23 protein-coding genes are annotated in these 24,239 nt (G+C 70.5%); 11 read left to right on the top strand and 12 right to left on the bottom strand.

Going from position 1 to position 24,239, the window contains the following annotated elements:
• Positions 1–282: 282 nt before the first annotated feature.
• Positions 283–747, top strand: a complete 465-nt coding sequence (locus ABH931_RS22060; RefSeq protein WP_370115822.1) for a TraR/DksA family transcriptional regulator — start codon at positions 283–285, stop codon at positions 745–747.
• A 46-nt stretch (positions 748–793) separates the two neighbouring features.
• Positions 794–1,462 carry a signal peptidase II gene (gene lspA, locus ABH931_RS22055; RefSeq protein ID WP_370115820.1) on the top strand — a complete coding sequence of 223 codons (669 nt, stop codon included), beginning with the start codon at positions 794–796 and terminating at the stop codon, positions 1,460–1,462.
• Between the two features lie 57 nt (positions 1,463–1,519).
• Here lspA and ABH931_RS22050 read toward each other — a convergent pair whose 3' ends face one another.
• Genes ABH931_RS22050 through ABH931_RS22040 form a run of 3 tightly spaced genes read right to left on the bottom strand, consistent with a single transcriptional unit; the run spans position 1,520 to position 4,210 of the window.
• On the bottom strand, positions 1,520–2,287 hold the full coding sequence (locus ABH931_RS22050) for an amino acid ABC transporter ATP-binding protein (protein ID WP_370115819.1): 768 nt from the start codon (positions 2,285–2,287) through the stop codon (positions 1,520–1,522).
• Positions 2,284–3,228 carry an amino acid ABC transporter permease gene (locus ABH931_RS22045; protein WP_370115818.1) on the bottom strand — a complete coding sequence of 315 codons (945 nt, stop codon included), beginning with the start codon at positions 3,226–3,228 and terminating at the stop codon, positions 2,284–2,286. The genes ABH931_RS22050 and ABH931_RS22045 overlap by 4 nt, the downstream gene beginning before the upstream one ends.
• Before the next feature lie 37 nt (positions 3,229–3,265).
• A complete protein-coding gene (locus ABH931_RS22040; RefSeq protein WP_370115817.1) occupies positions 3,266–4,210 on the bottom strand; it encodes an ABC transporter substrate-binding protein in 945 nt (314 codons plus the stop codon).
• 222 nt (positions 4,211–4,432) lie between these two features.
• Here ABH931_RS22040 and ABH931_RS22035 point away from each other — a divergent pair, with 222 nt between their 5' ends.
• Genes ABH931_RS22035 through ABH931_RS22020 form a run of 4 tightly spaced genes read left to right on the top strand, consistent with a single transcriptional unit; the run spans position 4,433 to position 8,889 of the window.
• Complete coding sequence (locus ABH931_RS22035; RefSeq protein WP_370115816.1) at positions 4,433–5,371, top strand: RluA family pseudouridine synthase; 939 nt, start codon at positions 4,433–4,435, stop codon at positions 5,369–5,371.
• A 34-nt stretch (positions 5,372–5,405) separates the two neighbouring features.
• Positions 5,406–5,828, top strand: coding sequence for a GNAT family N-acetyltransferase (locus tag ABH931_RS22030; RefSeq protein WP_370116037.1), 423 nt, complete (start codon positions 5,406–5,408; stop codon positions 5,826–5,828).
• Positions 5,829–5,835: 7 nt separating this feature from the next.
• Positions 5,836–7,425, top strand: a complete 1,590-nt coding sequence (locus ABH931_RS22025; RefSeq protein WP_370115815.1) for a Na+/H+ antiporter — start codon at positions 5,836–5,838, stop codon at positions 7,423–7,425.
• A 36-nt stretch (positions 7,426–7,461) separates the two neighbouring features.
• Positions 7,462–8,889: an amino acid permease gene (locus tag ABH931_RS22020; RefSeq protein ID WP_370115814.1), complete on the top strand. Its 1,428-nt coding sequence runs from the start codon at positions 7,462–7,464 to the stop codon at positions 8,887–8,889.
• Here the strand turns inward: ABH931_RS22020 and ABH931_RS22015 are convergent.
• Positions 8,873–9,358, bottom strand: coding sequence for an Lrp/AsnC family transcriptional regulator (locus ABH931_RS22015; RefSeq protein ID WP_370115812.1), 486 nt, complete (start codon positions 9,356–9,358; stop codon positions 8,873–8,875). The two genes, ABH931_RS22020 and ABH931_RS22015, sit on opposite strands and share 17 nt — an antisense overlap.
• 151 nt (positions 9,359–9,509) lie before the next feature.
• Here ABH931_RS22015 and ABH931_RS22010 point away from each other — a divergent pair, with 151 nt between their 5' ends.
• A complete protein-coding gene (locus ABH931_RS22010) occupies positions 9,510–10,508 on the top strand; it encodes a DMT family transporter (RefSeq protein ID WP_370115811.1) in 999 nt (332 codons plus the stop codon).
• On the opposite strand, the gene ABH931_RS22005 is transcribed toward ABH931_RS22010, so the two are convergent.
• Both ABH931_RS22005 and ABH931_RS22000 read right to left on the bottom strand, forming a co-directional pair.
• Positions 10,480–10,713, bottom strand: coding sequence for a Uma2 family endonuclease (locus ABH931_RS22005; protein ID WP_370115809.1), 234 nt, complete (start codon positions 10,711–10,713; stop codon positions 10,480–10,482). The two genes, ABH931_RS22010 and ABH931_RS22005, sit on opposite strands and share 29 nt — an antisense overlap.
• A 226-nt stretch (positions 10,714–10,939) precedes the next feature.
• The gene (locus tag ABH931_RS22000; protein ID WP_370115808.1) at positions 10,940–11,965 is read right to left on the bottom strand and encodes a mechanosensitive ion channel family protein; all 1,026 of its coding nucleotides are present in this window, start codon (positions 11,963–11,965) and stop codon (positions 10,940–10,942) included.
• Between the two features lie 141 nt (positions 11,966–12,106).
• Between ABH931_RS22000 and dnaE the strand changes: the two genes are divergently transcribed.
• Positions 12,107–15,664 (top strand): DNA polymerase III subunit alpha, encoded by a 3,558-nt coding sequence (gene dnaE, locus ABH931_RS21995; protein ID WP_370115806.1) that lies wholly within the window; start codon positions 12,107–12,109, stop codon positions 15,662–15,664.
• A 156-nt stretch (positions 15,665–15,820) separates the two neighbouring features.
• On the opposite strand, the gene ABH931_RS21990 is transcribed toward dnaE, so the two are convergent.
• From ABH931_RS21990 to ABH931_RS21975, 4 genes are all read right to left on the bottom strand, one after another.
• Positions 15,821–16,654 carry an MBL fold metallo-hydrolase gene (locus ABH931_RS21990; RefSeq protein WP_370115805.1) on the bottom strand — a complete coding sequence of 278 codons (834 nt, stop codon included), beginning with the start codon at positions 16,652–16,654 and terminating at the stop codon, positions 15,821–15,823.
• Positions 16,655–16,683: 29 nt separating this feature from the next.
• Entirely contained in the window at positions 16,684–17,331 is a 648-nt protein-coding gene (locus ABH931_RS21985) for a hypothetical protein (RefSeq protein ID WP_370115803.1), read from the bottom strand.
• A 106-nt stretch (positions 17,332–17,437) separates the two neighbouring features.
• Positions 17,438–18,226, bottom strand: a complete 789-nt coding sequence (locus ABH931_RS21980; protein ID WP_370115801.1) for an ABC transporter permease — start codon at positions 18,224–18,226, stop codon at positions 17,438–17,440.
• Positions 18,223–19,227 carry an ABC transporter ATP-binding protein gene (locus tag ABH931_RS21975; protein ID WP_370115799.1) on the bottom strand — a complete coding sequence of 335 codons (1,005 nt, stop codon included), beginning with the start codon at positions 19,225–19,227 and terminating at the stop codon, positions 18,223–18,225. Before ABH931_RS21975 ends, ABH931_RS21980 begins: the two co-directional genes overlap by 4 nt.
• 168 nt (positions 19,228–19,395) lie before the next feature.
• Here ABH931_RS21975 and ABH931_RS21970 point away from each other — a divergent pair, with 168 nt between their 5' ends.
• A complete protein-coding gene (locus ABH931_RS21970; protein ID WP_370115798.1) occupies positions 19,396–20,154 on the top strand; it encodes a hypothetical protein in 759 nt (252 codons plus the stop codon).
• Here the strand turns inward: ABH931_RS21970 and ybaK are convergent.
• Both ybaK and ABH931_RS21960 read right to left on the bottom strand, forming a co-directional pair.
• The gene (ybaK, locus tag ABH931_RS21965) at positions 20,141–20,635 is read right to left on the bottom strand and encodes a Cys-tRNA(Pro) deacylase (RefSeq protein ID WP_370115796.1); all 495 of its coding nucleotides are present in this window, start codon (positions 20,633–20,635) and stop codon (positions 20,141–20,143) included. The genes ABH931_RS21970 and ybaK overlap by 14 nt on opposite strands.
• Positions 20,636–20,772: 137 nt before the next feature.
• Positions 20,773–21,483, bottom strand: coding sequence for an LON peptidase substrate-binding domain-containing protein (locus ABH931_RS21960; RefSeq protein WP_370115794.1), 711 nt, complete (start codon positions 21,481–21,483; stop codon positions 20,773–20,775).
• 290 nt (positions 21,484–21,773) lie between these two features.
• Here ABH931_RS21960 and hisD point away from each other — a divergent pair, with 290 nt between their 5' ends.
• The gene (hisD, locus tag ABH931_RS21955) at positions 21,774–23,081 is read left to right on the top strand and encodes a histidinol dehydrogenase (RefSeq protein ID WP_370115792.1); all 1,308 of its coding nucleotides are present in this window, start codon (positions 21,774–21,776) and stop codon (positions 23,079–23,081) included.
• A 5-nt stretch (positions 23,082–23,086) separates the two neighbouring features.
• Complete coding sequence (locus ABH931_RS21950) at positions 23,087–24,238, top strand: histidinol-phosphate transaminase (RefSeq protein WP_370116035.1); 1,152 nt, start codon at positions 23,087–23,089, stop codon at positions 24,236–24,238.
• Position 24,239 lies beyond the last annotated feature (1 nt).

The raw sequence follows: 24,239 nt of genomic DNA, 5'->3' as shown, positions 1-24,239 counted from the left end.
TTATCGCGTCACGTTCTGGGCACAACTCCTTTCGTCCAGTCGTCCTACATGCTGCAGGACCACGCGGCCCGGGCAACCGCGCTGGTGCAGCCAGGCGAGTGGAAGGACCTACTCCGGTATGTCCCGTTGTGGTGGCATTCGCCACGGCTTATCGTTCCGGCACCGACAGAGTGCCGGTCAGTCATGCACGAAGGGGTCGAGGGAATGGCGGACAAGGCAAGGAGCCGAGCTGGCGGGACACGCCGTGCCGGAGTGTCCTTGGGCGACCCGGGGGAGAGCATCGTGACGCGAAACAAGACCACCGCGGCCACCCGGACGTCCCACCAGGCCACCGGCGCGCGGTTGGACCCGGCTTCGCTCCCGGTCCGCCCCGGCGAGGACCCGTGGACGGCCGAGGAGGTCAGGGAGCTCCAGGCCGAGCTCACCGCGGAGGCGGCGGACCTGCGGGCCGAGATCCAGACGGCCGAGGAGGCCGTGAGCGGCCTGATGCGCGACTCCGGCGACGGCGCGGGCGATGACCAGGTCGATGCCGGCACCAAGAACATCTCGCGCGAGCACGAGCTCTCGCTGGCGGCCAACGCCCGCGACATGCTCGCCCAGACCGAGCGCGCGCTGCTGAGGATCGCGGGCACCCAGTTCGGGCTCTGCGAGTCCTGCGGCAAGGCCATCGGCAAGGCGCGCGTACAGGCATTCCCGCGGGCCACGCTGTGCGTGGAGTGCAAGCAGAAGCAGGAACGCCGTTACTGATTCGGCACCGCCTCCGGCGCGGCCCTGGCCGCGCCGGAGGGATGGCGTGCCGTACCCTCGACGGCGACAGCCCACCCGATACGGTCACGCGGAGCGCATCATCAGTACCCAGGGTCACCAGAACGCCGAGGCCGACGCTCCCGCCTCGACGGAGCCGGAAGCCACCGCCGCGCCGGAAGAAGACGTGCAGGACGAGCTCGCGCCCGAGACGGCCGACGACACGACGAAGAAGCGTCGGATCGGCGTGCTGCTCAGCGTCGCCCTGCTGGCCTATCTGCTCGACCTCGGCAGCAAGCTGCTGGTCGTCGCGCAGCTGGAGCACAAGGACCCGATCCGCCTGGTGGGCGACTGGGTGCAGTTCGCGGTCATCCGCAATCCCGGCGCGGCCTTCGGCATGGGCCAGGCGATGACCATCGTCTTCACGCTCATCGCGGCCACGGTCATCGTGGTGATCATCCGGCTCTCGCGCCGCCTCTACAGCCTGCCGTGGGCGGTCGCGCTCGGCCTGCTGCTGGGTGGCGCCTTCGGCAACCTCACCGACCGCATCATGCGCTCGCCGGGGCTGTTCCGCGGTGAGGTCGTCGACTTCATCTCGGTCAAGCACTTCGCCGTCTTCAACCTGGCCGACTCGGCCATCGTCTGTGGCGGCATCCTGGTTGTCCTGCTCTCCTTCCTGGGCACCAATCCGGACGGCAGCGTGCAGCGCGACAAGTAGGCGTCGACGCGGAAGGGCGCCCGGCCACAGGCCGGGCGCCCTTCCGCGTTCAACGGGTTACAGGACCTTGGAGAGGAAGGCCTGCGTCCGCTCGTGCTGCGGGTTGGTGAGCACCTCGCGCGGGTGGCCGGACTCGACCACGACGCCGCCGTCCATGAAGACCAGCGAGTCGCCGACCTCGCGGGCGAAGCCCATCTCGTGGGTGACCACGATCATGGTCATGCCGTCCTGGGCGAGGCCCCGCATGACGTCGAGGACGTCACCGACCAGCTCGGGGTCGAGCGCGGAGGTGGGCTCGTCGAAGAGCATCAGCTTCGGCTCCATCGCCAGCGCGCGGGCGATGGCGACGCGCTGCTGCTGGCCGCCGGAGAGCTGGGAGGGGTAGTTGCCGGCCTTGTCGGCCAGGCCGACCTTGGTCAGCAGCTCCATGCCCTGCTCGCGGGCCTGCGCCCTGGGCACCTTCTTGACACGCGTGGGCGCCTCGACGACGTTCTCCAGCGCGGTCATGTGCGGGAACAGGTTGAACCGCTGGAACACCATGCCGATGTCCCGGCGCTTCTGCGCGACCACTCGGTCCGGCAGCTCGTGGAGCTTGCCGTTCTTCTCCTGGTAGCCGACGAGCTCGCCGTCGACGTAGAGCCGTCCGGCGTTGATCTTCTCCAGGTGGTTGATGCACCGCAGGAAGGTCGACTTGCCCGAGCCCGACGGGCCGACCAGGCAGAACACCTGGCCCTGCTGGACCTCCAGGTCGATGCCCTTGAGCACCTCGACCTGCCCGTAGGACTTGTGCACCTGCTCGGCGCGGACCATGGGTTCGACGCTCATCGGACGGCTCCCTCGTGGCGCTGGAAGCTCACCAGGTTCTTGCGGACCTTCTGCCAGGGGGTCTCCGGCAGGACGCGGTTGCTGCCGCGCGAGTAGTACCGCTCGACGTAGTACTGGCCGATCGACAGGATCGAGGTCATCAGCAGGTACCAGAAGCTGACCGCGACCAGCGCCGGGATCTCGTACAGGGTGCGCGAGGCGATGTCCTGCCCGGCGCGGGTCAGCTCCTCCAGCGCGATCGCCGAGACCAGCGAGGTGGTCTTCAGCATCGAGATGGTCTCGTTGCCCGCCGGCGGGATGATCACGCGCATGGCCTGCGGCAGCACGACGCGCCACAGGGTCTGCGCGTGGGTGAGGCCCAGCGAGGACGCCGCCTCGGCCTGGCCCTCGTCCACCGAGAGGATGCCCGCACGGACGATCTCGGCGAAGTAGGCGGCCTCGTTCAGGCCCAGGGCCAGCACGGCCGCGGTGAACAGCCCGATCAGGTCGTTGTAGTTCCACGACGCGAAGGTGGGCCCGAAGGGGATGCCGATGCCGACCGTGGGGACCAGCGCGCCCAGGAAGTTCCAGAAGAACAGCTGGACCAGCACCGGCGTGCCGCGGAAGACCCAGACGTAGATCCAGGAGGCCCCGGACAGCACCGGGTTCTTCGACAGGCGCATCACGGCGAGCAGGATGCCGCCGACGATGCCGATCACCATCGCCAGCACGGTCAGCTCCAGCGTCTTCACGACGCCGGACAGCACGGTGGAGTAGGTGAAGATCTGGCCGACCACGTCCCAGTGCAGGACGGTGCTGGTGACCATGAGGTGGCCGAGCATCGCCGCCAGCACCGCGATGACGGCGACGGCGACCCAGCGGCCGGGGTGACGGACGGCGACGGCCCGGATCTCCTCCGGGCGCCCCCGGTCCGGGGGCGCCGTGTCCTGAGGAATCGTCACGATTCTCTCTGCCTTACGTACGAGGGGTGGACGGAGATCAGCTGGTGGCGCCGTTGATGACGACCTTGTCGGCGGTCAGCGCGCCGGAGTCGACGCCCCACTTCTTCAGGATCTGGAGGTAGGTGCCGTCGTTGATGATGTCCTTGACGGCGCCCTGGATGGCCTGGGCCATCTGGCCGTCGCCCTTGGGCACGACGATGCCGTAGGGGGCGGTGTTGTAGTCCTGGCCGATCTTCATCAGCTGGCCGTTGCTCTGCTGCACGGCGTAGGCGATGACGGGGGAGTCGGCCATCATCGCCTGGTCGCGCTTGGCGACCAGCGCGGAGGTGGCGTCGGTCTGCGCGTTGAACTGGTCGCCGTTGTTCGGGATCTCCGGCTTGCCGGCCTTCTTGCAGGCCGGGTTGATCGTCTGCTGGATCTCCTGCGACTCGGTGGTGTTGCTCTGCACCGACACCTTGATCCCGCACAGGTCGGCCGCGACACCGCTGAGCTTGGACGGGTTGCCCGTCAGCGTGGCGATGGCCTCGCCCGCGTTGAAGTACTCGACCAGGTCGACCTGCTGCTCGCGGGCCTTGGTGTCGGTGAAGGAGGAGAAGCTCAGGTCGTACTTCTTGGCGCTGATGCCGCCGAGGATGGAGCTGAAGTCCGCGCTCTGCCACTGGGCCTTCAGGCCGAGCTTCTTCAGGATCGCGTTGCCGAGGTCCACGTCCATGCCGACGACGTTGCCGTTCGCGTCCTTGAACTCGGACGGGGCGTAGGTCGAGTCGGTGGCGATGAGGACGGTGCCCTTGGTCTTCAGGGCGGCCGGGACCATGGCGACCAGCGCGGCGTCGGTGCCCTCCGTGTTCACCGACTGCGAGGCGTTGGGGGCGGCACCGGAGTTTCCGTCGATCTTGGAGCTACCACAGCCGGTGAGGATCAGCGAGCCGGCCACGGCCACGGTGCCGGCGAGGAGGAGACGCTGCGAGACGGAACGAGCCATGAGGGTGGGTCCTCCTGCGATGTATGAGCACGCCGAAGGAGGGTCTGCACACCGTTATGCGTCCCGCCCCTGCGTGAATTGAGACCGCATCCTCTCACTCCCGATAGGCCGTTCGGCTGCACAGTTGGGTCAAAATCAGATAACAAGCCGCAGCTCGCGGCGGTCCCGGCTGGCCGGGGCGGAGGTCGGGGAGCGAAGGCGCGATACGGCATACTCGTTACGGTGAGCACCGTTCCCCAGATCCGCGCCCTGCCCGTGCCCGACGGCCTCGAGGGTGAGCGTGTCGACGCCGCCATCGCCCGGATGTTCGGCTTCTCCCGGACCAAGGCCGCCGAGCTGGCCGCCGAGGGCAAGGTGACGGTGGACGGCGCCGAGGTCGGCAAGTCCGAGCGGGTCACCGCGGGTGCCTGGCTGGAGGTCGAGATCCCGGCCCCGCCGGCGCCGGTGCAGATCGTGGCCGAGAAGATCGACAACATGAAGATCGTCTACGACGACGACCACTTCGTCCTCGTCGACAAGCCGGTCGGCGTCGCCGCGCACCCGAGCCCGGGCTGGACCGGCCCGACCGTGATCGGCGGTCTCGCCGGAGCTGGCTACCGGATCTCCACCTCCGGCGCGGCCGAGCGCCAGGGCGTGGTGCACCGCCTGGACGTGGGCACCTCGGGCCTGATGGTCGTCGCCAAGTCCGAGCAGGCCTACACCTCGCTCAAGCAGCAGTTCCGCGACCGGGTGCCGGAGAAGAAGTACAACGCCCTGGTCCAGGGCCACCCGGACCCGCTGTCCGGCACCGTCGACGCGCCGATCGACCGCCACCCCAGCAGCGACTGGAAGTGGGCCGTCGTCGCCGGCGGCAAGCCGTCGGTCACCCACTACGACCTGATCGAGGCCTACCGGGCCGCCTCGCTGCTGGACATCAAGCTGGAGACGGGCCGCACCCACCAGATCCGCGTCCACATGTCCGCGCTGCGCCACCCCTGCGTCGGCGACCTCACCTACGGCGCCGACCCGACGCTGTCCAAGCGCCTGGGTCTGACCCGGCAGTGGCTGCACGCCGTCTCGCTCGGCTTCCAGCACCCGGCGACGGGGGACTGGGTCGAGTTCACCAGCGAGTACCCCGAGGACCTGGCCCGCGCCCTGGAGATCATCAGTGCGGAGAGCTGAGCACGTCTCGATCACGGTCGCGACCGAGGCGGACATGCCCGACGTCCGCGCGGTGCGGCACGAGGTCTTCGTCGTGGAGCAGAACGTCCCGGTCGAGCTGGAGTACGACGAGCTCGACGCGACCAGCGTGCACGTGCTGGCACGGGACGCCGAGGGGACCCCGCTCGGCACCGGCCGCCTGATCCACGGACCGCAGGCGCTGGCAACGACCGGCCGCGAGGGCGTCGTGCTGCTCGGCCGCCTCGCTGTCCGGCAGCGGGCGCGCGGCACCGGCCTGGGTGCGGAGCTGGTCCGCGCGATCGAGGCGGCGGGCCGCGACCACGGCGGCACGGAACTGGAGCTGCACGCCCAGGTGCAGGCGCTGGGCTTCTACGAACGGCTGGGTTATGTCGCTTTTGGCGACGAATACCCCGACGCGGGCATTCCGCACCGGAGTATGACGAAACGTCTGGCATGATGCCTGTGTGGCGCAGCTGATCCTTCTCTTCACGGTCTTTCTCTGCGCCATCGTCACCACCCCGCTCGCGGAGCGGATCCGGGTGCCGCAGCCCGTGCTGATGACCCTGATCGGCATCGTCCTCGCGCTGCTGCCGTTCGTGCCGAACATCCACATCGAGCCGGACCTGATCCTCCCGCTCGTGCTGCCACCGCTGATCTACGCGTCCTCGCAGCGCTCCACCGCGCGCTACTTCCTGCAGAACGCCCGGGTCATCCTGCTGCTCGCGGTCGCCCTGGTGCTGGTCACCGCCGCGGCCGTGGCGGGCGCCATGCACTGGATCACCCCGGCGATGCCGGTCGCGGCGGCCGTCGCGCTCGGCGCGCTGATCTCCCCGCCCGACCCGATCGCCGCGGGGGCGGTGGCGCAGAGCGTCGGCCTCCCGCGCCGGCTCCTCGGCGTGCTGGAGACCGAGGGCCTCTTCAACGACGTCACCGCGCTGGTCGTCTACGCCCTGGCCATCGACGCCGTGGTCACCGGCCGGTTCTCCACGCTCGACGCGGCGCTGCGGCTGCTGCTCTCGGCCGTGCTGGCCGTCGTCTTCGGCGTCGGCATCGGCTGGCTGAGCGGCAAGGTCATAGCCATGCTCAGCGACGCGACCCTCCAGGTGGGGCTCAGCCTGCTGGTCCCCTTCGCCGCCTACGTGCTCGCCGACCAGTTGCACGGCTCGGGCGTGCTGGCGGTCCTGGTCTGCGCACTGTGGATCAACGACCGGGCGGTCGGGGCGGACGACGTCTCCTTCCGGCTGGTCGGCTCCGCGTTCTGGGACGTCGTGGAGCTGCTGATCTCCGGCATGGCCTTCGGGCTGATCGGCCTGGAGTGGTCCAGCGTGCTCCACGAGGTCGGCAGCAGCTGGCCCTCGATGATCGGCGACGCCCTGCTGGTGATCCTCGTCGTGGTCGGCGTGCGCTTCATCTGGCTGCTGCCGGGGTCCTGGCTCGCCGCGTGGCTGGACCGCCGTACCGGCCGCCGCGAGGACGCCACCCCGCTCGGCTGGCGCGAGGCCGTGGTGCTGTGGTGGGCGGGGATGCGCGGGGTGGCCTCGGTCGCGCTGGCGTTGGCCGTGCCGTTCACCGTGAACGGCGGCGCCGCTTTCCCGCTGCGCTACGAGATCGTCTTCATCGCCTTCTCCGTCGTCCTGTTCACCCTGGTCGTGCAGGGCCTGACGCTGCCGCTGGTGGTGCGCTGGCTCGGGCTGAGCCGGGACCAGGACGCCGAGGACCACGAGGAGCGGCGCCTTTGGTACCGGGCCTCCCGGGCCGGGCTGGTGCGGCTCAAGGAGATGGCCGCCAACGAGGAGCTGCCCGAGGAGGTGGTCGACCGCCTCAAGCAGCGCCAGGTCGACCGCCTGGCCCGCAGCCGCCCCGACCTCTACGACGAGCAGCAGCGCGAGGAGTGGAAGCAGCGCGTCAAGGTGGTCAAGACGCTGCGCAAGGTCGAGGCCGAGATGCTCGCCGCCTCCCGCGAGGAGATGCAGGTGGCCCGGATGGAGCCGGGCGCCGACCCCGAACTCGTCGACCGGGTGATCCGCCAGCTCGACCTGCGCAGCGAACGCTGAGCCCCTGAGCCCCTCCGCACGTCACGAAAGGTCCATGTGAGCACCGACCCACAGACCACCCCGGGCGCGGCGGCCCATCCCGCCGACATCGACCTGCACGACGAGGGCGACGCCGGCTACGCCAAGACCCTCGCACCACGCCACATCAGCATGATCGCCATCGGTGGCGCGATCGGCACCGGCCTCTTTCTCGGGGCAGGCGGCAATCTGGCCAAGGCGGGGCCCTCGCTGGCGATCTCCTACGCGGTCGCGGGCGTCTTCGCCTTCTTCGTGGTGCGGGCACTGGGCGAGCTGGTGCTGCACCGGCCCTCCTCCGGCTCCTTCGTCAGCTACGCGCGCGAGTTCCTGGGCGAGAAGGGCGCGTACATCGCGGGCTGGATGTACGTGCTGAACTGGTCGACGACCGGCATGGCGGACATCACCGCTGTCGCCCTGTACGTGCACTACTGGGGGACCTTCGCGGCGGTCCCGCAGTGGGTGCTGGCGCTGATCGCGTTGGCCGTGGTGCTGTCGGTCAACCTGATCTCGGTGCGGCTCTTCGGTGAGATGGAGTTCTGGTTCGCGATCGTCAAGGTCGCGGCGATCGTGCTGTTCCTGGTCGTCGGCATCGTGCTGCTGGCCACCCAGCACCAGATCGCCGGGCAGACGCCCGGCCTGCACATGATCGGGGACAACGGCGGGTGGTTCCCGCGCGGCGTGCTCCAGATGATCGTGGTGTTGCAGAGCGTGGTCTTCGCGTACGCGGCGATCGAGATGGTCGGCGTCACGGCGGGGGAGACGGCAGACCCGGCCAAGATCGTCCCGAAGGCGATCAACTCGATCACCTGGCGCATCGTCGTCTTCTACGTCGGCTCGATCGTGATGCTGGTACTGCTGCTCCCGTGGACCTCGTACTCCGCGAACGAGAGCCCCTTCGTCACCGTCTTCGCCAAGCTGGGCGTCCCGGGCATCGGTGGCATCATGAACGCCGTCGTGCTGACGGCCGCCATGTCCAGCCTCAACTCCGGCCTCTACACCACCGGCCGCATCCTGCGCTCCCTCTCGGCCTCCGGCTCCGCGCCGGCCTTCACCGGCCGGATGAGCCGCAACCAGGTGCCCTACGGCGGCATCTTCCTGACGGCGGGCGCGGCGCTGATCGGCGTCGGCCTGAACGCCTGGCTGCCGGGCGAGGCCTTCGAGATCGTGGTCAACATCGCCTCGCTGGGCGTCATCTCCACCTGGATCATGATCATGGTCACCCACGCGCTCTTCGTCCGCCGCGCGAAGGCCGGCCACGCGGAGCGCCCCGCCTACCGGCTCGGCTTCTCGCCCTGGATCGAGCTCGCCACGATCGCGTTCCTGGTCTTCGTCGTGGTCGAGATGGGTGTCTCCGGCGGCTCCGTGGGTCGCTGGACCGTCCTCCTCATCCTCCCGATCGCGGCGGCCCTGACGGCGGGCTGGTACGCCATCAGGAGCCGGGACTGACCTGCCGCGAGGGCGCCGGCTGGGGGAAGACCCGGGTGTGCTTGACGCTGCCGAAGGCGAACTCGGACTCGATGGAGGCGATGCCGGGGATCGCGTGGAGGCGGGTACGGACCAGACGTTCGTAGGCCTGGAGGTCCTCGACCACGATGCGGAGCAGGTAGTCGGTGCTGCCCGCCATCAGGTAGCAGTCCTGGATGTGGTCGATCCGCTGGACGTGCTCCTCGAACGCCTCCACGCTCGCCGCGTTGTGCCGCTCCAGCCCGATCCGCACGAAGGCGGTCACCGGAAGGCCGAAGACGGACTGGTCCACGAGGGCCGTGTAGCCCTCGATCACCCCCGCCTCCTCGAGCCGGCGCACCCGGCGCAGGCACGGCGAGGGGGAGAGCCGGACGCGGTCGGCCAGCTCCTGGTTGGTCAGTCGGCCGTCCTGTTGCAGCTCGCGGATGATCGACCGGTCGACAGCGTCCATGGTTCTCCCGCCTTCTGTTCAGATGGTGCAGTTTGGCAGATTCTGCCTCTTGGCTGGTCTCTGGAGACATTTTTAGCAATCGTATGCCGCGCCTGTCGCCATAGCATTGCCGCGTCCCCGCCATTTCGGCCGCTAGTGGAGTCCCACCGCCATGCCCCCGATGTCCGCCGCGCCCCTGGCGGCCGTGCCCGTCGTCGAGCAGGCGGCGACCGCCGAACTCTCGGCCCGTCCGGCCGGACGGCGGGTGGCCGATCCCCTCGGTGTCGCCGCACTGCTGGCGACGGTCTGCCTGTGGAGTGCGTTCGCGCTCAGTGACCGGGCGCTCGCCGTCTCCTCGCTGCGCCCGGCGGACGCGGCGCTGATCCGCTTCGGGCTCCCGGCGCTGGTGCTGGCCCCGGCGCTCTGGCGGCGGCGCGGGCAGTTCACCCGTGCGGCCGGCCTGCGCTGGGCCCCTGCACTGAAGATCGTCCTCGGGGGCGGCATCCCCTTCTACCTGGCGGCGACCTACGGCGGCGCGCTCACCTCGGCGGCCTTCGTCGGCGCGCTGGTGCCGGGGATGGTCCCGCTCTTCGTCGCCGCGCTGGCGGTCCGCGGCGGCCGGGTGCCGCGCGGGCTGCAGGGCGCGGGCCTCGGCCTCATCGGTCTGGGCGCGCTCGCCCTGGTCGGGCCCGACCTCGCGGGGGTCGACGGGCGCACCCTGGCCGGAGTCGGCCTGCTGCTGCTCGCCAGCGGACTCTGGGCGATCTACACCGTCGGCCTGCGCGAGATCTCGCTCGACCCTGTCGCGTCCATGGGACTGCTCTGTGTCCCGACCTTCTCGGTCATCGCCCTGCTGGCCCTGTTCGGCGTGCTGCCCAGCACGCTGCTCACCCATGCCGAGCCGCGCGACGTGCTCGTCTTCCTTCTCGTCCAGGGCGTCGGCACCGGCGTCTGCTCCGGGCTCTTCTACGCCACCGCGATCCGCCGCCTCGGCCCCGAGCGCTGCACCACCGTCGGCAGCCTCAGCCCCGTGCTGACAGCCGCAGCTGCCGTCCCCCTGCTCGGGGAGCGGCTGACCCTCCCCGTCCTGGCCGGCACCGCGCTCGTCGCGGCGGGCGTGATGCTGGCCAACCGACGCGTCGTCAGCTCAAGGGCGTCGTGTCGAGCGTGAAGCCGAAGGGGGCGGGCAGGTCGAGCGGTTTGCCGAAGCTCGCGCGAGTGGCGGTCTGGTGGTCGCCCCGCTCCGGATCGGTGAACAGGGTGACCTTGCCCTCGCTGCGGTCGATCAGCAGGTAGCAGGGGATGCCTGCTTTGGCATAGCCGAGGCCTTTGGCCTCGCGGTCCTTGCTGGGGCGCGTCGAGGTGACCTCGAACACCAGTAGGACGTCGGTCGGCGGGGCCCAGGAGTCCGCGCCCGGAAGTGGCCGATTTCGGTGGGACAGGAGGCCGTTCTGCGGCAGTCATCAGCGCCATGCCTTCCCCCCGATCGGTTCGGTCCGCGCGCTGCTTCTTACTGGAAGCTGTCGCTGCCCACCGACAAATCAGGGTGATCGATGGAGGTCCCACCCGAAAGTGTGCCCCGTCCGCAGGGCTCTGTCCCGGCTACCCGCCCGTGCGCACGCGCGGCAGCGCGCCGGGGTGGTGGTCGCGGAGCCAGGCGATGAGGGTTTCGCGGGTCTGGGCCTTGAGGGTGAAGGCGTCGTCCGGGTTGCGGGTGGTCATCGTCGCGCGGACGACGATCGTGGACGGGGTGGTGTCGAAGACCACCAGCCCCCAGTCGCGGCCGTCCCACTCCTTGCTGTCCAGCAGCAGCCGGTGGAACTGCTCGCGCAGCTCGGGGACCGGTGTGGTGTGGTCGAGATGGAGCAGCACCGAACCGGTGGTGTGCGGGTCCTCGCGGGTCCAGTTCTCGAACGGGCGGCTGACGAAGTAGGAGACCGGCACGACCAGCCGCCGCTGGTCCCACAGGCGGACCACCAGGTAGGCGAGGGTGATCTCCTCGATCGTCCCCTGCTGGCCCTCCACCACCACCGTGTCGCCGATCCGGACCAGGTCGCCGAAGGCGATCACCAGGCCGGAGAAGAAGTTGCCCAGCGTGTTCTGCGCCGCGATACCGGCGACGATGCCGATGAGCCCGGCCGAGGCCAGCAGCGAGGTGCCGATGGTGCGCATCGCCGGGAAGGTCAGCAGCATCGCGCCGACCGTGACCAGCCCCACGATCGCGCCCGTGGCCCGCCGCAGCAGGTTGACCTGGGTGCGTACGCGCTGGACCCGGGAGGGGTCCTCGGCGACCTCGCGGTAGCGGGCGAAGACCGCCGACAGGATCGCGGCCAGTACCCGGTTGGTGAGCCAGCCGATCGAGGCGATCAGCGCCAGCAGCAGGCCGTGACGGACGTCGTCGGAGTAGGACTTGAACAGCTGCGCCAGCGGCGCGTTCACGAGCAGCAGCGAGAGGCAGACGACGAGCTGAAGCGGGATCCGGCAGCGCCGCAGCAGCGGCCAGACGGTCGTCTCCGGATGCCGCGCGGCGACCCGCTGCAGGGCCTTGTCCACGAGCCAGCCGACGAGCAGAGTGAGGCCGATGGTCAGTGCCACGGCGATCAACTGGCCGATCACGTTCCACGACATGCCTGTCCGTTTCGTCCACTTCTCGTGCAGCACACAGTAACGTGCGCGGTTGTTGCGCGTGCGATGCCCGAAGGCGCGAGTGACCCGGGTAGGCTGAGTTCTTCACCCCGCCGCCCACTGCCCGAGGGAGCCTTGTCCGCCGTGGCCGACAGCTTCGTTCACCTGCACGTTCACACAGAGTTCTCGATGCTGGACGGCGCCGCGAAGAACGGCAAGATGTTCGCCGAGGTCGAGCGCCAGGGCATGCCCGCGATCGCGATGTCCGACCACGGCAACATGTTCGGGGCGTACGAGTTCTTCCAGATCGCGCAGAAGCACCCGGTCAAGCCGATCATCGGCATCGAGGCCTACGTCGCGCCCGGCAGTCGCACCCACAAGAAGCAGACCTTCTGGGGCCAGCAGGGCGGCCGGATGGCCGGCGGGGACGCCAGCGGTGAGGGCGGCAAGGACGTCTCCGGCGGTGGCCGGTACACCCACATGACCATGTGGGCCAAGAACGCGGGCGGTCTGCGGAACCTGTTCCGGCTCTCCTCCCTCGCCTCGATCGAGGGCTACTACATGAAGCCCCGGATGGACCGCGAGATCATCTCGCAGCACTCCGAGGGCATCATCGCGACCACCGGCTGCCCCTCGGGCGAGGTGCAGACGCGGCTCCGGCTCGGGCAGTACGAGGAGGCCGTCGCGGCCGCCTCCGCGTACCAGGACATCTTCGGCAAGGAGAACTACTTCCTGGAGCTGATGGACCACGGGCTCGACATCGAGCGCGACGTCCGGATGGACCTGCTGCGCCTGGCCAAGGAGCTGGACATCCCGCTCCTGGCCACCAACGACTCGCACTACGTCACCGCCGACCAGGCGGACGCGCACGACAACCTGCTCTGCATCGGCGTCGGCAAGAACAAGGACGACCCGAACCGCTTCAAGTTCAACGGCTCCGGCTACTACCTCAAGACCGCCGAGGAGATGCGCGAGCTCTTCCGCGAGCTGCCGGAGGCGTGCGACAACACGCTCCTGGTCGAGTCGATGATCGAGCCGTACGACGAGGTCTTCAACTTCGTCGACCGGATGCCGCAGTTCGACGTGCCCGAGGGCGAGAACCAGGTCAGCTACCTGCGGCAGAAGATCGGCGAGGGCCTCAAGAAGCGCTTCGGCGACGACCCCGGCCAGGACGTGCTCGACCGGATCGAGCTGGAGATGTCCGTCATCGACCCGATGGGCTTCTCCTCCTACTTCCTCGTGGTCGCGGACATCTGCCAGTACGCCCGCGACAACGGCATCTCGGTCGGCCCCGGCCGTGGTTCCGCGGCCGGTTCGATGATCGCCTACCTCACCGGCATCACCCAGCTCGACCCGATCGAGCACGACCTGCTGTTCGAGCGGTTCCTCAACCCCGAGCGCATCAACCCCCCGGACGTCGACATCGACTTCGACGACCGCCAGCGTGACCAGATGGTCCGCTACGTCAGTGAGAAGTACGGCGCCGCGTACACCGCGCAGGTCAACACCTTCGGCACGATCAAGGCCAAGGCCGCCGTCAAGGACTCCAGCCGCATCCTCGGCTACCCCTTCGCCATGGGTGACAAGATCACCAAGGCGATGCCGCCGGACGTGATGGGCAAGGGCGTCCCGCTCAAGGACCTCTTCGACCGCGAGCACTCGCGTTACAGCGAGGGCGGCGAGATCCGGGCTCTCTACGAGAACGAACCCGACGTCAAGAAGATCATCGACACGGGCCTGGGCATCGAGGGCCTGATCCGCGGCACCGGCGTGCACGCCGCGGCCGTGATCCTCTCCTCGGTGCCGCTGCTGGACCTGATCCCGCTGCACATGCGGGACAAGGACGGCACGATCATCACCGGCTTCGACTACCCGTCGTGCGAAGCCATGGGCCTGATCAAGATGGACTTCCTGGGTCTGCGGAACCTGGGCATCATCGACCACTGCATCAAGGTCATCAAGGCCAACCGTGGCGTCGACGTCGACTGCGACGCGATCCCGCTGGACGACCCGGTCACCTTCCAGTTGCTCCAGCGCGGCGACACCCTGGGCGTGTTCCAGCTCGATGGTGGTCCCATGCGCGCGCTGCTGCGCCTGATGAAGCCCACCGAGTTCGCCGACATCTCCGCCGTCTCGGCGCTGTACCGGCCCGGCCCGATGGGCATGAACTCGCACACCAACTACGCGCTGCGCAAGAACGCCCAGCAGGAGATCACCCCGATCCACCCGGAGCTCGAGGAGCCCCTCAAGGACGTCCTCGGCCCCACCTACGGTCTGATCGTCTACCAGGAGCAGGTGCAGCGAGCCGCCCAGGTGCTGGCCGGCTACAGCCTCGGACAGGCCGACCTGCTCCGCCGCGCGATGGGCAAGAAGAAGAAGGAGGTCCTGGAGAAGGAGTTCGTCCCCTTCCACGCGGGCTGCAAGGAGCGCGGCTACTCGGACGAGGCGATCCAGGCGGTGTGGGACGTGCTTGTCCCGTTCGCCGGCTACGCCTTCAACAAGTCGCACTCCGCCGCGTACGGGCTGGTCTCCTACTGGACCGCGTACCTCAAGGCCAACTTCCCGGCCGAGTACATGGCCGCGCTGCTCACCTCCGTCGGCGACGACAAGGACAAGATGGCCATCTACCTGGCCGACGCGCGCGCCCAGGGCATCAAGATCCTCTCTCCGGACATCAACGAGTCCGTCACCGACTTCACCGCCGTCGGCGAGGACGTCCGCTTCGGCCTGAAGGCCATCCGCAACGTCGGTGAGAACGTCATCGACTCGCTGGTGGAGACCCGCAAGTCGAAGGGCAAGTACTCGACCTTCGCGGACTTCCTCGACAAGGTCGAGCTGCCCGTCTGCAACAAGCGCGCGGTCGACTCGCTGATCAAGGCCGGCGCGTTCGACTCGCTGAACCACACCCGGCGCGGGCTCGTCGCGGTCGCGGAGAACGCGATCGACGCCGTCATCGGCGTCAAGAAGCAGGCCGCGATCGGCCAGGACGACCTCTTCGGCGCGATCGACGACGGCAGCGACTCCCCGACGATCGGGCTGGACTTCCAGCTCGACGACAAGGAGTGGCCGCGCAAGCACCTGCTCTCCACCGAGCGCGAGATGCTCGGCCTCTACGTCTCCAGCCACCCGCTGGACGGTGCCGAGCACATCCTCGCGCGCAACCGTGACACCTCGATCGCGGAGCTGCTCGGCTCCGGCCGGACGGAGGGCGAGGTCAAGCTCTCCGGCCTGATCACCTCGGTGGACCGCCGGATCAACAAGGCGGGCAACGCGTGGGCGCTGGTCACGCTCGCCGACCGTGACGGCTCGGTGGAGGTGCTGTTCTTCCCGAAGACGTACCTGCTGCTCAGCGAGATGCTGGTGGAGGACAACGTCGTCGCGGTCAAGGGCCGCCTCAACGAGCGGGACGGTGCGCTCAGCATCTTCGGCTCGGAGATGCAGATGCTCGACATCTCCGCCGCGGAGCACGGCGGCAAGCCGCCGATCCAGCTGAACATCCACGAGCGGAAGATCAACGCCCAGCTGGTCTCCGAACTCAAGCGCGCGATGAAGGCCCACCCGGGCGACGTCCCGGTCCGCCTCCTGATGGAGGGCCACGCGCGGACGGTGCTCTTCGAACTGGGCTTCCTGGTGGACCCGGACAACGGCTTCGCCAGCGACATCAAGGGCATGCTGGGCGCGGGGGCTTGGGCAACCGTCTGAGCGAACAGGGGCGCGGGGCTCTGCCGATATGCGGCTCACCTCCCGGCCTTCGGCCGGGAGGTGGCCCCTCCGGCGTGCGGATGGTTCTGCGCGCCCCGGACCATCCGCATATCAGTGGCTTGTCGCGCAGTTCCTCGCGCCCCTGGGGGAGTGCGGCTAGCTGACTCGGAATCCAGTGCCGCTCCGCTGGACTTCGACCATGCCGCTGCCGCCGAAGTGCGCCGGGATCACCAGTTCGCGCTGGTCCGCCGCGCGTTCCAGGATCCGGCGGCGGGTGGTGGCCGCCTCGACCGGGTCGAGGCAGAAGCAGCTGCTGTGCGAGGGGTCGAGGATCTGGACCGGGCTGTGCAGCAGGTCGCCCACGAAGACCGCCCGGTCGGTGCCGGAGGCGAGCCGCAGGACGGAGGAGCCGGGGGTGTGGCCCGGGGCGGGCTCCAGGCTCAGGTGTTCGTCGATGCGCAGGCCGTCCTCCCACAGCTCCAGCTGCCCTGCCCGGGCGATCGGGGCGATGCTGTCCTCGTAGAGGAGCTTGTCGTCCACGCGTCGGCCCCCGCCGTAGCCATGCGCAGGGCCGAAGTAGGCGTCGTCCGCCGCCGGCAGCAGGTAGCGGGCGTTCGGGAAGGTCGGGATCCATGCACCGTCCACGTCGCGCGTGTTCCAGCCGACGTGGTCGCCGTGGAGGTGGGTGTTGACCACCACGTCCACGTCCTCCGGGCGGACGCCCGCGAAGGCCAGTCGGGCCAGGAAGTCGCCCTCGCGGCGATGGAACATCGGTGAGCTCGGCCGCTCGCGGCCGTTGCCCACGCCGGTGTCCACCAGGACCGTCCGGCCCGCACTGCGCAGCACCCAGCTCTTCAGAGTGACCACGGCCTGGTCGGTCTCCGGCCGCCAGTGGTCGGGGGCCAGCCAGTCGGCGTTCTCCTGCCATTCCCCCTCCCGGGAGTCCGGGACCAGCTGACGGGCGGGGACGTAGGCGTCCTGCCACTCCACGAACCGGACGCCGGGCCGATACCGCGCGCTCAGTGCTCCTGCGGGTGGGGCGGCCACTGCGGCTGCTGCGGGTGCGGCTCGTCCCTCGGAGTGAACAGCGCCGTCGCGCCGAGGAAGGTCAGCAGGGCCGCCATCGGCCAGGCGACGAGCGCCGTCTTCGCGCCGAGCTGGAGCGGGCGGGAGAAGTCCTGGTTCTTCGGGACCGGCGCGGCCAGCTTCAGGATGTCCGTCTGCCCGATGTGCGTGCCCAGCTGCCAGGCGATCCAGCCCGCGGCCAGCCCGCCGAGCGTGAGGCCGATGGGGACCGCGAGGCCCGCGCCGCGGCGGCGGGTGAGGTAGTACGAGAGGGCGGCCGCCAGGACGCCGAAGCAGCCGCCGACGAGGGCGAAGTACCCGTCCGCGGCGATCTGCTGCTCCCCCTCCGGGTCGCGCAGGTAGACCGCCGTGCCGTCCGAGTAGAGGGGGACCCGGGGGGCCACCGCGTGCCACAGCAGGCCGAAGAGGAGACCGGCGACGGCCGAACCGAGCACCAGGGCAAGGCCGATGAGGATCTCACGCCGGTAGTCGGGACGCGGCCGCGGGGCGGTGGGCGCGAGCCACACCTGGTCGGCACCGGGAGGAGCCGGAGGTGCGGACGGCTGCTGGCTGGGGCCCTCGGGGGCGTTGGGTGCGGTCACCGGGACATGGTCGCACGTCCGTCCGGCCGCCGCGCGGACGGACCCGCGCCCGAACCCGGGACCGCACCGACCAACGAACCGGGGACCGCGTCCGCGACGGGGACGATCACGCCCGGGTGGCGGCCTTGCGATACGCCCAGGTGGCGAGCGCGAGTGAGAGCACGCTCACGACCGCGCAGACCGCGAGGTCCGCGGTGACCAGTGCCCAGTCGGGCCGGGCCGTGAACGTCCGGGCGAAGGCCTCGACGCCGTAGGTCGACGGCAGCAGGTCGCGCAGCCAGCGGATCGCCTCGGGCATGTGGCTCGCGGGCAGGACGCCCAGCAGCAGCGCGGCGGACATGCCGAGCTGGCCCAGCAGCGTCGCGATCTCCTGTCGCGGCGCCAGCAGGCCCAGCGCCGCGCCCACACCGGCCAGCGCCGCGCCCGCGAGCGGGATGACGGCCAGCAGGATCCACACGTGCACCCACGGGAGCTGGAACATCGCGCAGCCGACCGCCGCCGTCACCAGTGTGCCGGGCACGGTGAAGGACGCGTACGCCCCGGCCGTGCCGAGCACCACCGAGGCCGGCGGGACGGGCAGCGTCGCGTAGTGGTCGAGCCCGCCCGTGGCCCGGAGCCTGCCGAAGTACTGGGCGAACAGGTTCAGCGCCACGAACGCGACGACCAGCACCGCCGACCCGGCGACCACGTCGCGCGCGGCCTCGGTGTCGTGGGCGCCGACGACCCCGCGCATCATGACCAGGATGCCGATGGACTGGAACGTCGCCACGAAGAGCAGCGGGATGCGGGCCACCCTGGCCCGGGACAGCTGGGCCCGGTAGACGGCGCCGAGGGAGGGCAGCAGCGCGGCGCGCGGCGCCAGCGGCTGTGCCTGGTCGAAGACGGTGGTGCTCACTTCTCCAGTCCCTCGTGTCGGCCGCCGAGCAGCAGGTAGACGTCCTCCAGGCTGGGCGTGGAGAGCGAGAAGTCGTCCAGCGCCGCGAACGCGGGACCGCGCGTCACCTCGGCGACCAGCTCGCGGGCCTCGTCCGGGTCGGTCCGCACGGTCCAGCGGCGGCCGCTGACGCTGGCACGTCCGGCCAGGGCGGCCACCAGCGGGAGGTTGGTGGGGGCCTCGTCGCGCCAGACCAGGTCGAGCCGGACGGAGCCGTCGACCATGGCCTTCAGCCCGCCGGGGGTGTCGCAGGCGATGATCCGGCCCTCGTCGACGACCGCGACGCGGTCCAGCACGGTCTCGGCCTCGATGACGTTGTGGGTGACCAGCAGCACCGTCGCGCCGTCCGCGCGGCGGCGGCGGTCGACGGCGGACCACACGGCGCGGCGGGCGACCGGGTCCATGCCCGTCGTCGGCTCGTCCAGGACCAGCAGCGGGCGAGGACCCGCGAGCGCGGCGCCGAAGCAGGCCAGGCGGCGCTGGCCGCCGGAGAGCCTGGCCAGCGGGCGGCCCGCGATCGGGCCGAGCGCCAGCTCGTCGACGACGTCGGCGGTGGCGGTGCGGGCGGCGGCGGCCGAAAGGCCACGCAGCCTGGCCGTGGTCTCGATCGCGAGGTGGACGGTCAGCTCGTCCAGCGCCGTCGACTCCTGACCGAGGTAGGCGAGCAGCCGGGCGGCCCGGTCCGGGTGGCGGACGATGTCGTGGCCGAGGATCTCGATGCTGCCGGAGTCCGGCCGCAGCAGGCCGGTCAGCTGGCGGACCAGGGTGGACTTGCCCGCGCCGTTCGGGCCGAGCAGGCCGAAGACCTCGCCGCGGCGGATCTCCAGCGAGATGCCGTCGTTGGCCCGCACCTCGGTGGCCTTGGCCCCGCGGCCCACCCGGTAGCTCTTCACGACGTCGCGCACCGTGCAGCAGACGGCGGTCGTGGCGGCGGCCGTCGCCGCCCGCGGTTCTGCTGCCACCGTCTCCACCGTGCTCACATGCTCCCTCGACGTCCGGGCACACTGGGGGAGACCCGGACCGCGTAGAGCCTACGCCGCCCGAGGGCACGGATGTCGCCGGGGGCGGACCGCGCGCTCGCCCGTTCGGGGACAATGGTCTCCGGCCGAGGTCGATCGAGGATGAGGAAGATGCGCAGACGGTCCGTGCTCCTGTTGGCCTCCGGCGTGCTCGCGGTGGGCGGCATCGTGCTGCCCTCCTTCGGTGAGCAGCAGTCCAGCGGCTCCACCCGGATCACGCATGTCGTGGTGAACGAGGGCAGGCCCGTCGTGCTCAAGGGGACGGACAGCCAGACCGTGACGTTCGCCATCACCGCCGAGGACAAGTCGGGCATCAGGGCGGTCGACAAGATCGGGGTCTGGGGCAGCAACTACGGCGTGCTGCGCCCGACGGCGGCACCCTGCGTGGCGAAGAGCAAGACCGTCTCGGTCTGCACCGGCACGTTCACCGTGGACCTGTCCAAGCACGACCTCTACGACAACATGGCCGGGCAGTGGTACGTCCAGGCCACCGCGACGGCCAACGACGGCGACCGCTTCGAGTCCGACACGGCGGGCAGGTTCTTCATCAAGAAGGACGGCTACGCGACGCTGACCGGCACCGAGTCCGCGGTCACGGCGGGCACCCTGCTCGACATCGAGGGCCAGCTGATGCAGCCGGACTGGAAGACCGGGCTGTGGGCGTGGAACCACAACCAGCCGGTGCAGTTGCGGTTCAAGGCGGCGGGCGGTTCCACCTGGGTCACGGTCGCGCGCACCACGACGGACTCGCACGGCTACATGCACGTGGAGACCCGGGCCACCACGACGGGCACCTACGCCTGGTACTACGCGGGCAAGGACTGGGCCGTGCCGGTGACCAGCACGCCGGCCCAGGTCACCGTCGGCTGATCGGGCCTAGTACGGCCTTCGTCAGCGTCGCCAGGTCCTGCGGGGCGAGCTCGACCTCCAGGCCGCGGCGGCCCGCCGAGACGAAAACGGTCGGGTGCTCCAGGGCGGACAGGTCCAGCACCGTCGGCAGCGCCCTGCGCTGCCCGAGCGGGGAGATGCCGCCGCGCACGTAGCCGCTGCTGCGCTCGGCGGCGGCCGGATCGGCCATCGCGGCCCGCTTGCCGCCCAGGGCGGCGGCCAGCGCCTTGAGGTCCAACTGCCCGGCCACCGGCACGACGCCCACCACGAGCGCGCCGTCGACCTCGGCGACCAGCGTCTTGAACACCCGCTCCGGCGTGATGCCGAGTGCCTGCGCGGCCTCGCCGCCGTAGGACTCGGCGGCGGGGTCGTGCACGTAGTCGTGCACCGTGAAGGCGACCCCGGCCCGCTCCAGCGCGACGGTAGCGGGCGTGCCCTGGCCGCCCTTGGACTTCCTGGCCATGGCGTCGGTACTCCTCCGGGTGCGGGATCGGTCCGGGGCTGGTTCTGGGGCTGGTGCTGGTTTTGGAGCTGGAGCCGGGGCTCACGCCCGCCGTCGGTGGCGGGACAGCCGACTCGTGGTCGCGGCCCGGGCAGGCCCTAGTTGGGGCTGAAGGCCTGGCGGGTGAGCTCGACCGCCGGGAGTGAGGGGAGCTTGGCGAGGACCGCGGCCTCGCGGCGCAGCAGGCGCATCTCCGCGCGCAGCCGGTCGCTGGCGGAGGCGGCGGCCAGGAGGCGCTGCTTCTCGTGGGTGTCCAGCACGGACGCGGCGGCGACCAGGTAGGACAGGATGTTCGGGTCGTCCGGCAGTTCCTGCTCACCGGCCACGGTGCTGTCCTGCGCGCCGGCCAGGCGTTTGCGGTAGCTGCGGAAGACCCGCGTCACGCCCGCGGCCAGTACCTGGGCCTCGGGCCCGGTCTCCTCCGGCACGTCCTCGACCTCGGCGGTCAGGTACGGGCCGGTGGTGTCGAAGGAGAGCACCCGGAAACGGGTGGTGCCGGTGGCGATCAGCTCGTAGCGGCCGTCGCGGTGCGGCTGGAGCTGGGCGATCTCGGCCACGCAGCCGATCTCGAACAGCGCCCGGCCCGGGTCAGGGCCGAGCCCGGCCAGCGCGGGGGAGACGGTCTCCACACCCGTCGGCGCGACCTCGCGTCCGTCCCGGATCGCGACCACGCCGAAGCGGTGCGGCTCCGGCTGGGCGGTCAGGTCGGCCATGAGGCGGCGGTAGCGCTCCTCGAAGACGTGCAGGGGGAGCACCAGCCCCGGGTAGAGCACCGTGCCCAGGGGGAAGAGGGGGAGCCGTTCCGTCACAGTGCGCAAGAGTACGGGTAATCCCGGGCACCAGGTGCCCGTACCGGGTCGCGCTCGGGGCAGCTCGCCGGTACGGGCGCTCGGGTGGCTCCGTTCCCGCGAGGGTTCGGGGACCGGAGACCCTCACCACGCTGCCTTGGACCGGCCGCCCCGGCGAGCCCGGCGCGGCCGAACGAGTGCGCGGCTGTTCGCCCGCAGCGGTCCGATCATGTCACCGCGCGTCTCAGGGGCCGTATCAGAGAGTGATATGCCACGGCAGTCTTTTCCCAGGGCTCACTAGACTTGACAACGTGATTTCTCGAATCGACCTCCGCAGCTCCACCGAGGACCCGCGCGCCGTGCTGCCGCGCGCCGAGCTCGACGTCGAGGCCGCCCTGGAGAAGGTGCGGCCCATCTGCGAGGACGTGCACCATCGTGGCGTCGCGGCGCTGATCGAGATCACGGAGCGCTTCGACGGGGTTCGGCTGACCGACATCCGCGTGCCCAAGGCGACGATCACCGCCGCGCTGGAGACGCTGGACCCCGCCGTCCGGGCCGCGCTGGAGGAGTCGATCCGCCGCGCCCGCCTGGTGCACCGCGCGCAGCGCCGCACGGACCACACCACCCAGGTGGTGCCGGGCGGCACCGTCACCGAGCGCTGGGTGCCGGTCGAGCGGGTGGGCCTGTACGTGCCGGGCGGTCTGGCCGTCTACCCGTCCTCGGTCGTGATGAACGTCGTCCCGGCGCAGGAGGCGGGCGTCCGCTCGCTCGCCGTGACCTCGCCGCCCCAGAAGGAGTTCGGGGGCCTGCCGCACCCGACGATCCTGGCGGCGTGCGCGCTGCTGGGTGTCGACGAGGTCTACTCCGTCGGCGGTGCTCAGGCCGTCGCGATGTTCGCCTACGGCGCCGGCGAGTGCCGTCCGGTCAACCTGGTCACCGGCCCCGGCAACATCTGGGTGGCCGCCGCCAAGCGCCTGCTCAAGGGCCGGATCGGCATCGACGCCGAGGCCGGGCCGACGGAGATCGCGATCCTCGCGGACGCCACCGCCGACCCGCGCCACGTGGCCGCCGACATGATCAGCCAGGCCGAGCACGACCCGATGGCCGCCGCCGTCCTGGTCACCGACTCGGTCGAGCTGGCCGAGGCTGTCGAGGCGGAGCTGCCCAAGCAGGTCGAGGCGACCAAGCACAGCGAGCGGATCGCCACCGCGCTGGCCGGTCCGCAGTCCGGCATCGTGCTGGTCCGCGACCTGGAGCAGGGCCTGGAGCTGGTCAACGCCTACGCGGCCGAGCACCTGGAGATCCAGACCGCCGACGCCGAGGCGGTGGCCGCACGGGTGATCAACGCGGGCGCGGTCTTCGTCGGCCCGTTCGCGCCCGTCTCGCTGGGTGACTACGCGGCCGGCTCCAACCACGTCCTGCCCACCGGCGGCTGCGCCTGTCACTCCTCCGGGCTCTCCGTCCAGTCCTTCCTGCGCGGCATCCACGTGGTCAGCTACGACCGCGACGCCCTGGCCGAGGTGGCCGGGCACGTGGTCACGCTGGCCAACGCAGAGGACCTTCCGGGCCACGGTGACGCCATCCGTGCCCGCTTCGACTGGACGGTGCCCAACCAGTGACGGACATCACGAACATCGACGACCTGCCCATCCGCGACGAGCTCAAGGGCAAGTCGCCCTACGGCGCGCCGCAGCTGCACGTGCCGGTCCTGCTCAACACGAACGAGAACCCGTACTCGCTGCCCGACGACCTCGTCGCCCGGATCGCCGAGCGCGTCGCCGAGGCCGCCCGGAACCTCAACCGCTACCCCGACCGCGACGCGGTCGAGCTGCGGACCCGGCTGGCGGCCTACCTGACCACCTCCACCGGTCACGCGGTGACCCGGGACCAGGTCTGGGCGGCCAACGGCTCCAACGAGATCATCCAGCAGCTGATGCAGACCTTCGGCGGCTCCGGGCGCACCGCGCTCGGCTTCTCGCCGACGTACCAGATGCACGACCTGATCTCGCGCGGCACCGGCACCCGCTGGATCGAGGGCCCGCGCAACGAGGACTTCACCATCGACGAGGACGCCGCCGTCGCGGCGCTCGCCGCCGAGCGTCCCGACGTGCTCTTCCTCTGCTCGCCGAACAACCCGACCGGCACCGCGCTGGCGCGCGCGGCGGTCGAGCGGCTCTACGACGCGGCGCAGGCGGTCAAGCCGACGCTGGTCATCGTCGACGAGGCCTACGTCGAGTTCTCGCACCAGCCCTCGCTGCTGTCCCTGCTGGACGGGCGTCCGCTGATGGTGGTCACCCGGACCATGTCCAAGGCGTTCGGGGCGGCGGGTCTGCGCCTCGGCTACTTCGCCGCGACCCCGGCCGTCGTGGACGCGGTGCAGCTGGTCCGGCTGCCGTACCACCTGTCCGCCGTCACCCAGGCGACCGCGCTCGCCGCGCTGGACTTCACCGACGTGCTGCTCGGCTACGTCGACAAGCTGAAGTCGGAGCGCGACCGCATCGTCACCGAGCTGCGGGCGATGGGCCTGGAGGTCACCGACTCCGACGCCAACTTCGTGCAGTTCGGCCGGTTCGCGGACACCCGGGCCGTCTGGCAGGCGATCCTCGACCAGGGCGTCCTGGTCCGCGACAACGGCGTGCCCGGGCGCCTGCGCGTCACCGCCGGAACCCCTGCCGAGAACGACGCGTTCCTCGACGCCGTCCGCACCGCCCTCCCGTCGCCCACCACCACCCTTGTTTCGACGCGCTCCGCGCGCGCCTCCGTTGAGGAGCTTTGAG

This window comes from Streptacidiphilus sp. MAP12-33 (genome assembly GCF_041261265.1).
GTDB lineage: Bacteria > Actinomycetota > Actinomycetes > Streptomycetales > Streptomycetaceae > Streptacidiphilus.
The sequence above is the reverse complement of the archived record's forward strand: the minus strand, read 5'-3'. Positions and strand labels throughout refer to the sequence as shown.

Bases quoted from the DNA above. Each gene is read 5' to 3' on its own strand.
- ABH931_RS22030 (WP_370116037.1), top strand. From the start codon at position 5,406: ATGCCCGACGTCCGCGCGGTGCGGCACGAGGTCTTCGTCGTGGAGCAG.
- ABH931_RS22040 (WP_370115817.1), bottom strand. From the start codon at position 4,210: ATGGCTCGTTCCGTCTCGCAGCGTCTCCTCCTCGCCGGCACCGTGGCC.
- ABH931_RS22050 (WP_370115819.1), bottom strand. From the start codon at position 2,287: ATGAGCGTCGAACCCATGGTCCGCGCCGAGCAGGTGCACAAGTCCTAC.
- ABH931_RS21970 (WP_370115798.1), top strand. From the start codon at position 19,396: ATGCGCAGACGGTCCGTGCTCCTGTTGGCCTCCGGCGTGCTCGCGGTG.
- ABH931_RS22000 (WP_370115808.1), bottom strand. From the start codon at position 11,965: ATGTCGTGGAACGTGATCGGCCAGTTGATCGCCGTGGCACTGACCATC.
- ABH931_RS22010 (WP_370115811.1), top strand. From the start codon at position 9,510: ATGCCCCCGATGTCCGCCGCGCCCCTGGCGGCCGTGCCCGTCGTCGAG.
- ybaK (WP_370115796.1), bottom strand. From the start codon at position 20,635: ATGGCCAGGAAGTCCAAGGGCGGCCAGGGCACGCCCGCTACCGTCGCG.
- ABH931_RS22015 (WP_370115812.1), bottom strand. From the start codon at position 9,358: ATGGACGCTGTCGACCGGTCGATCATCCGCGAGCTGCAACAGGACGGC.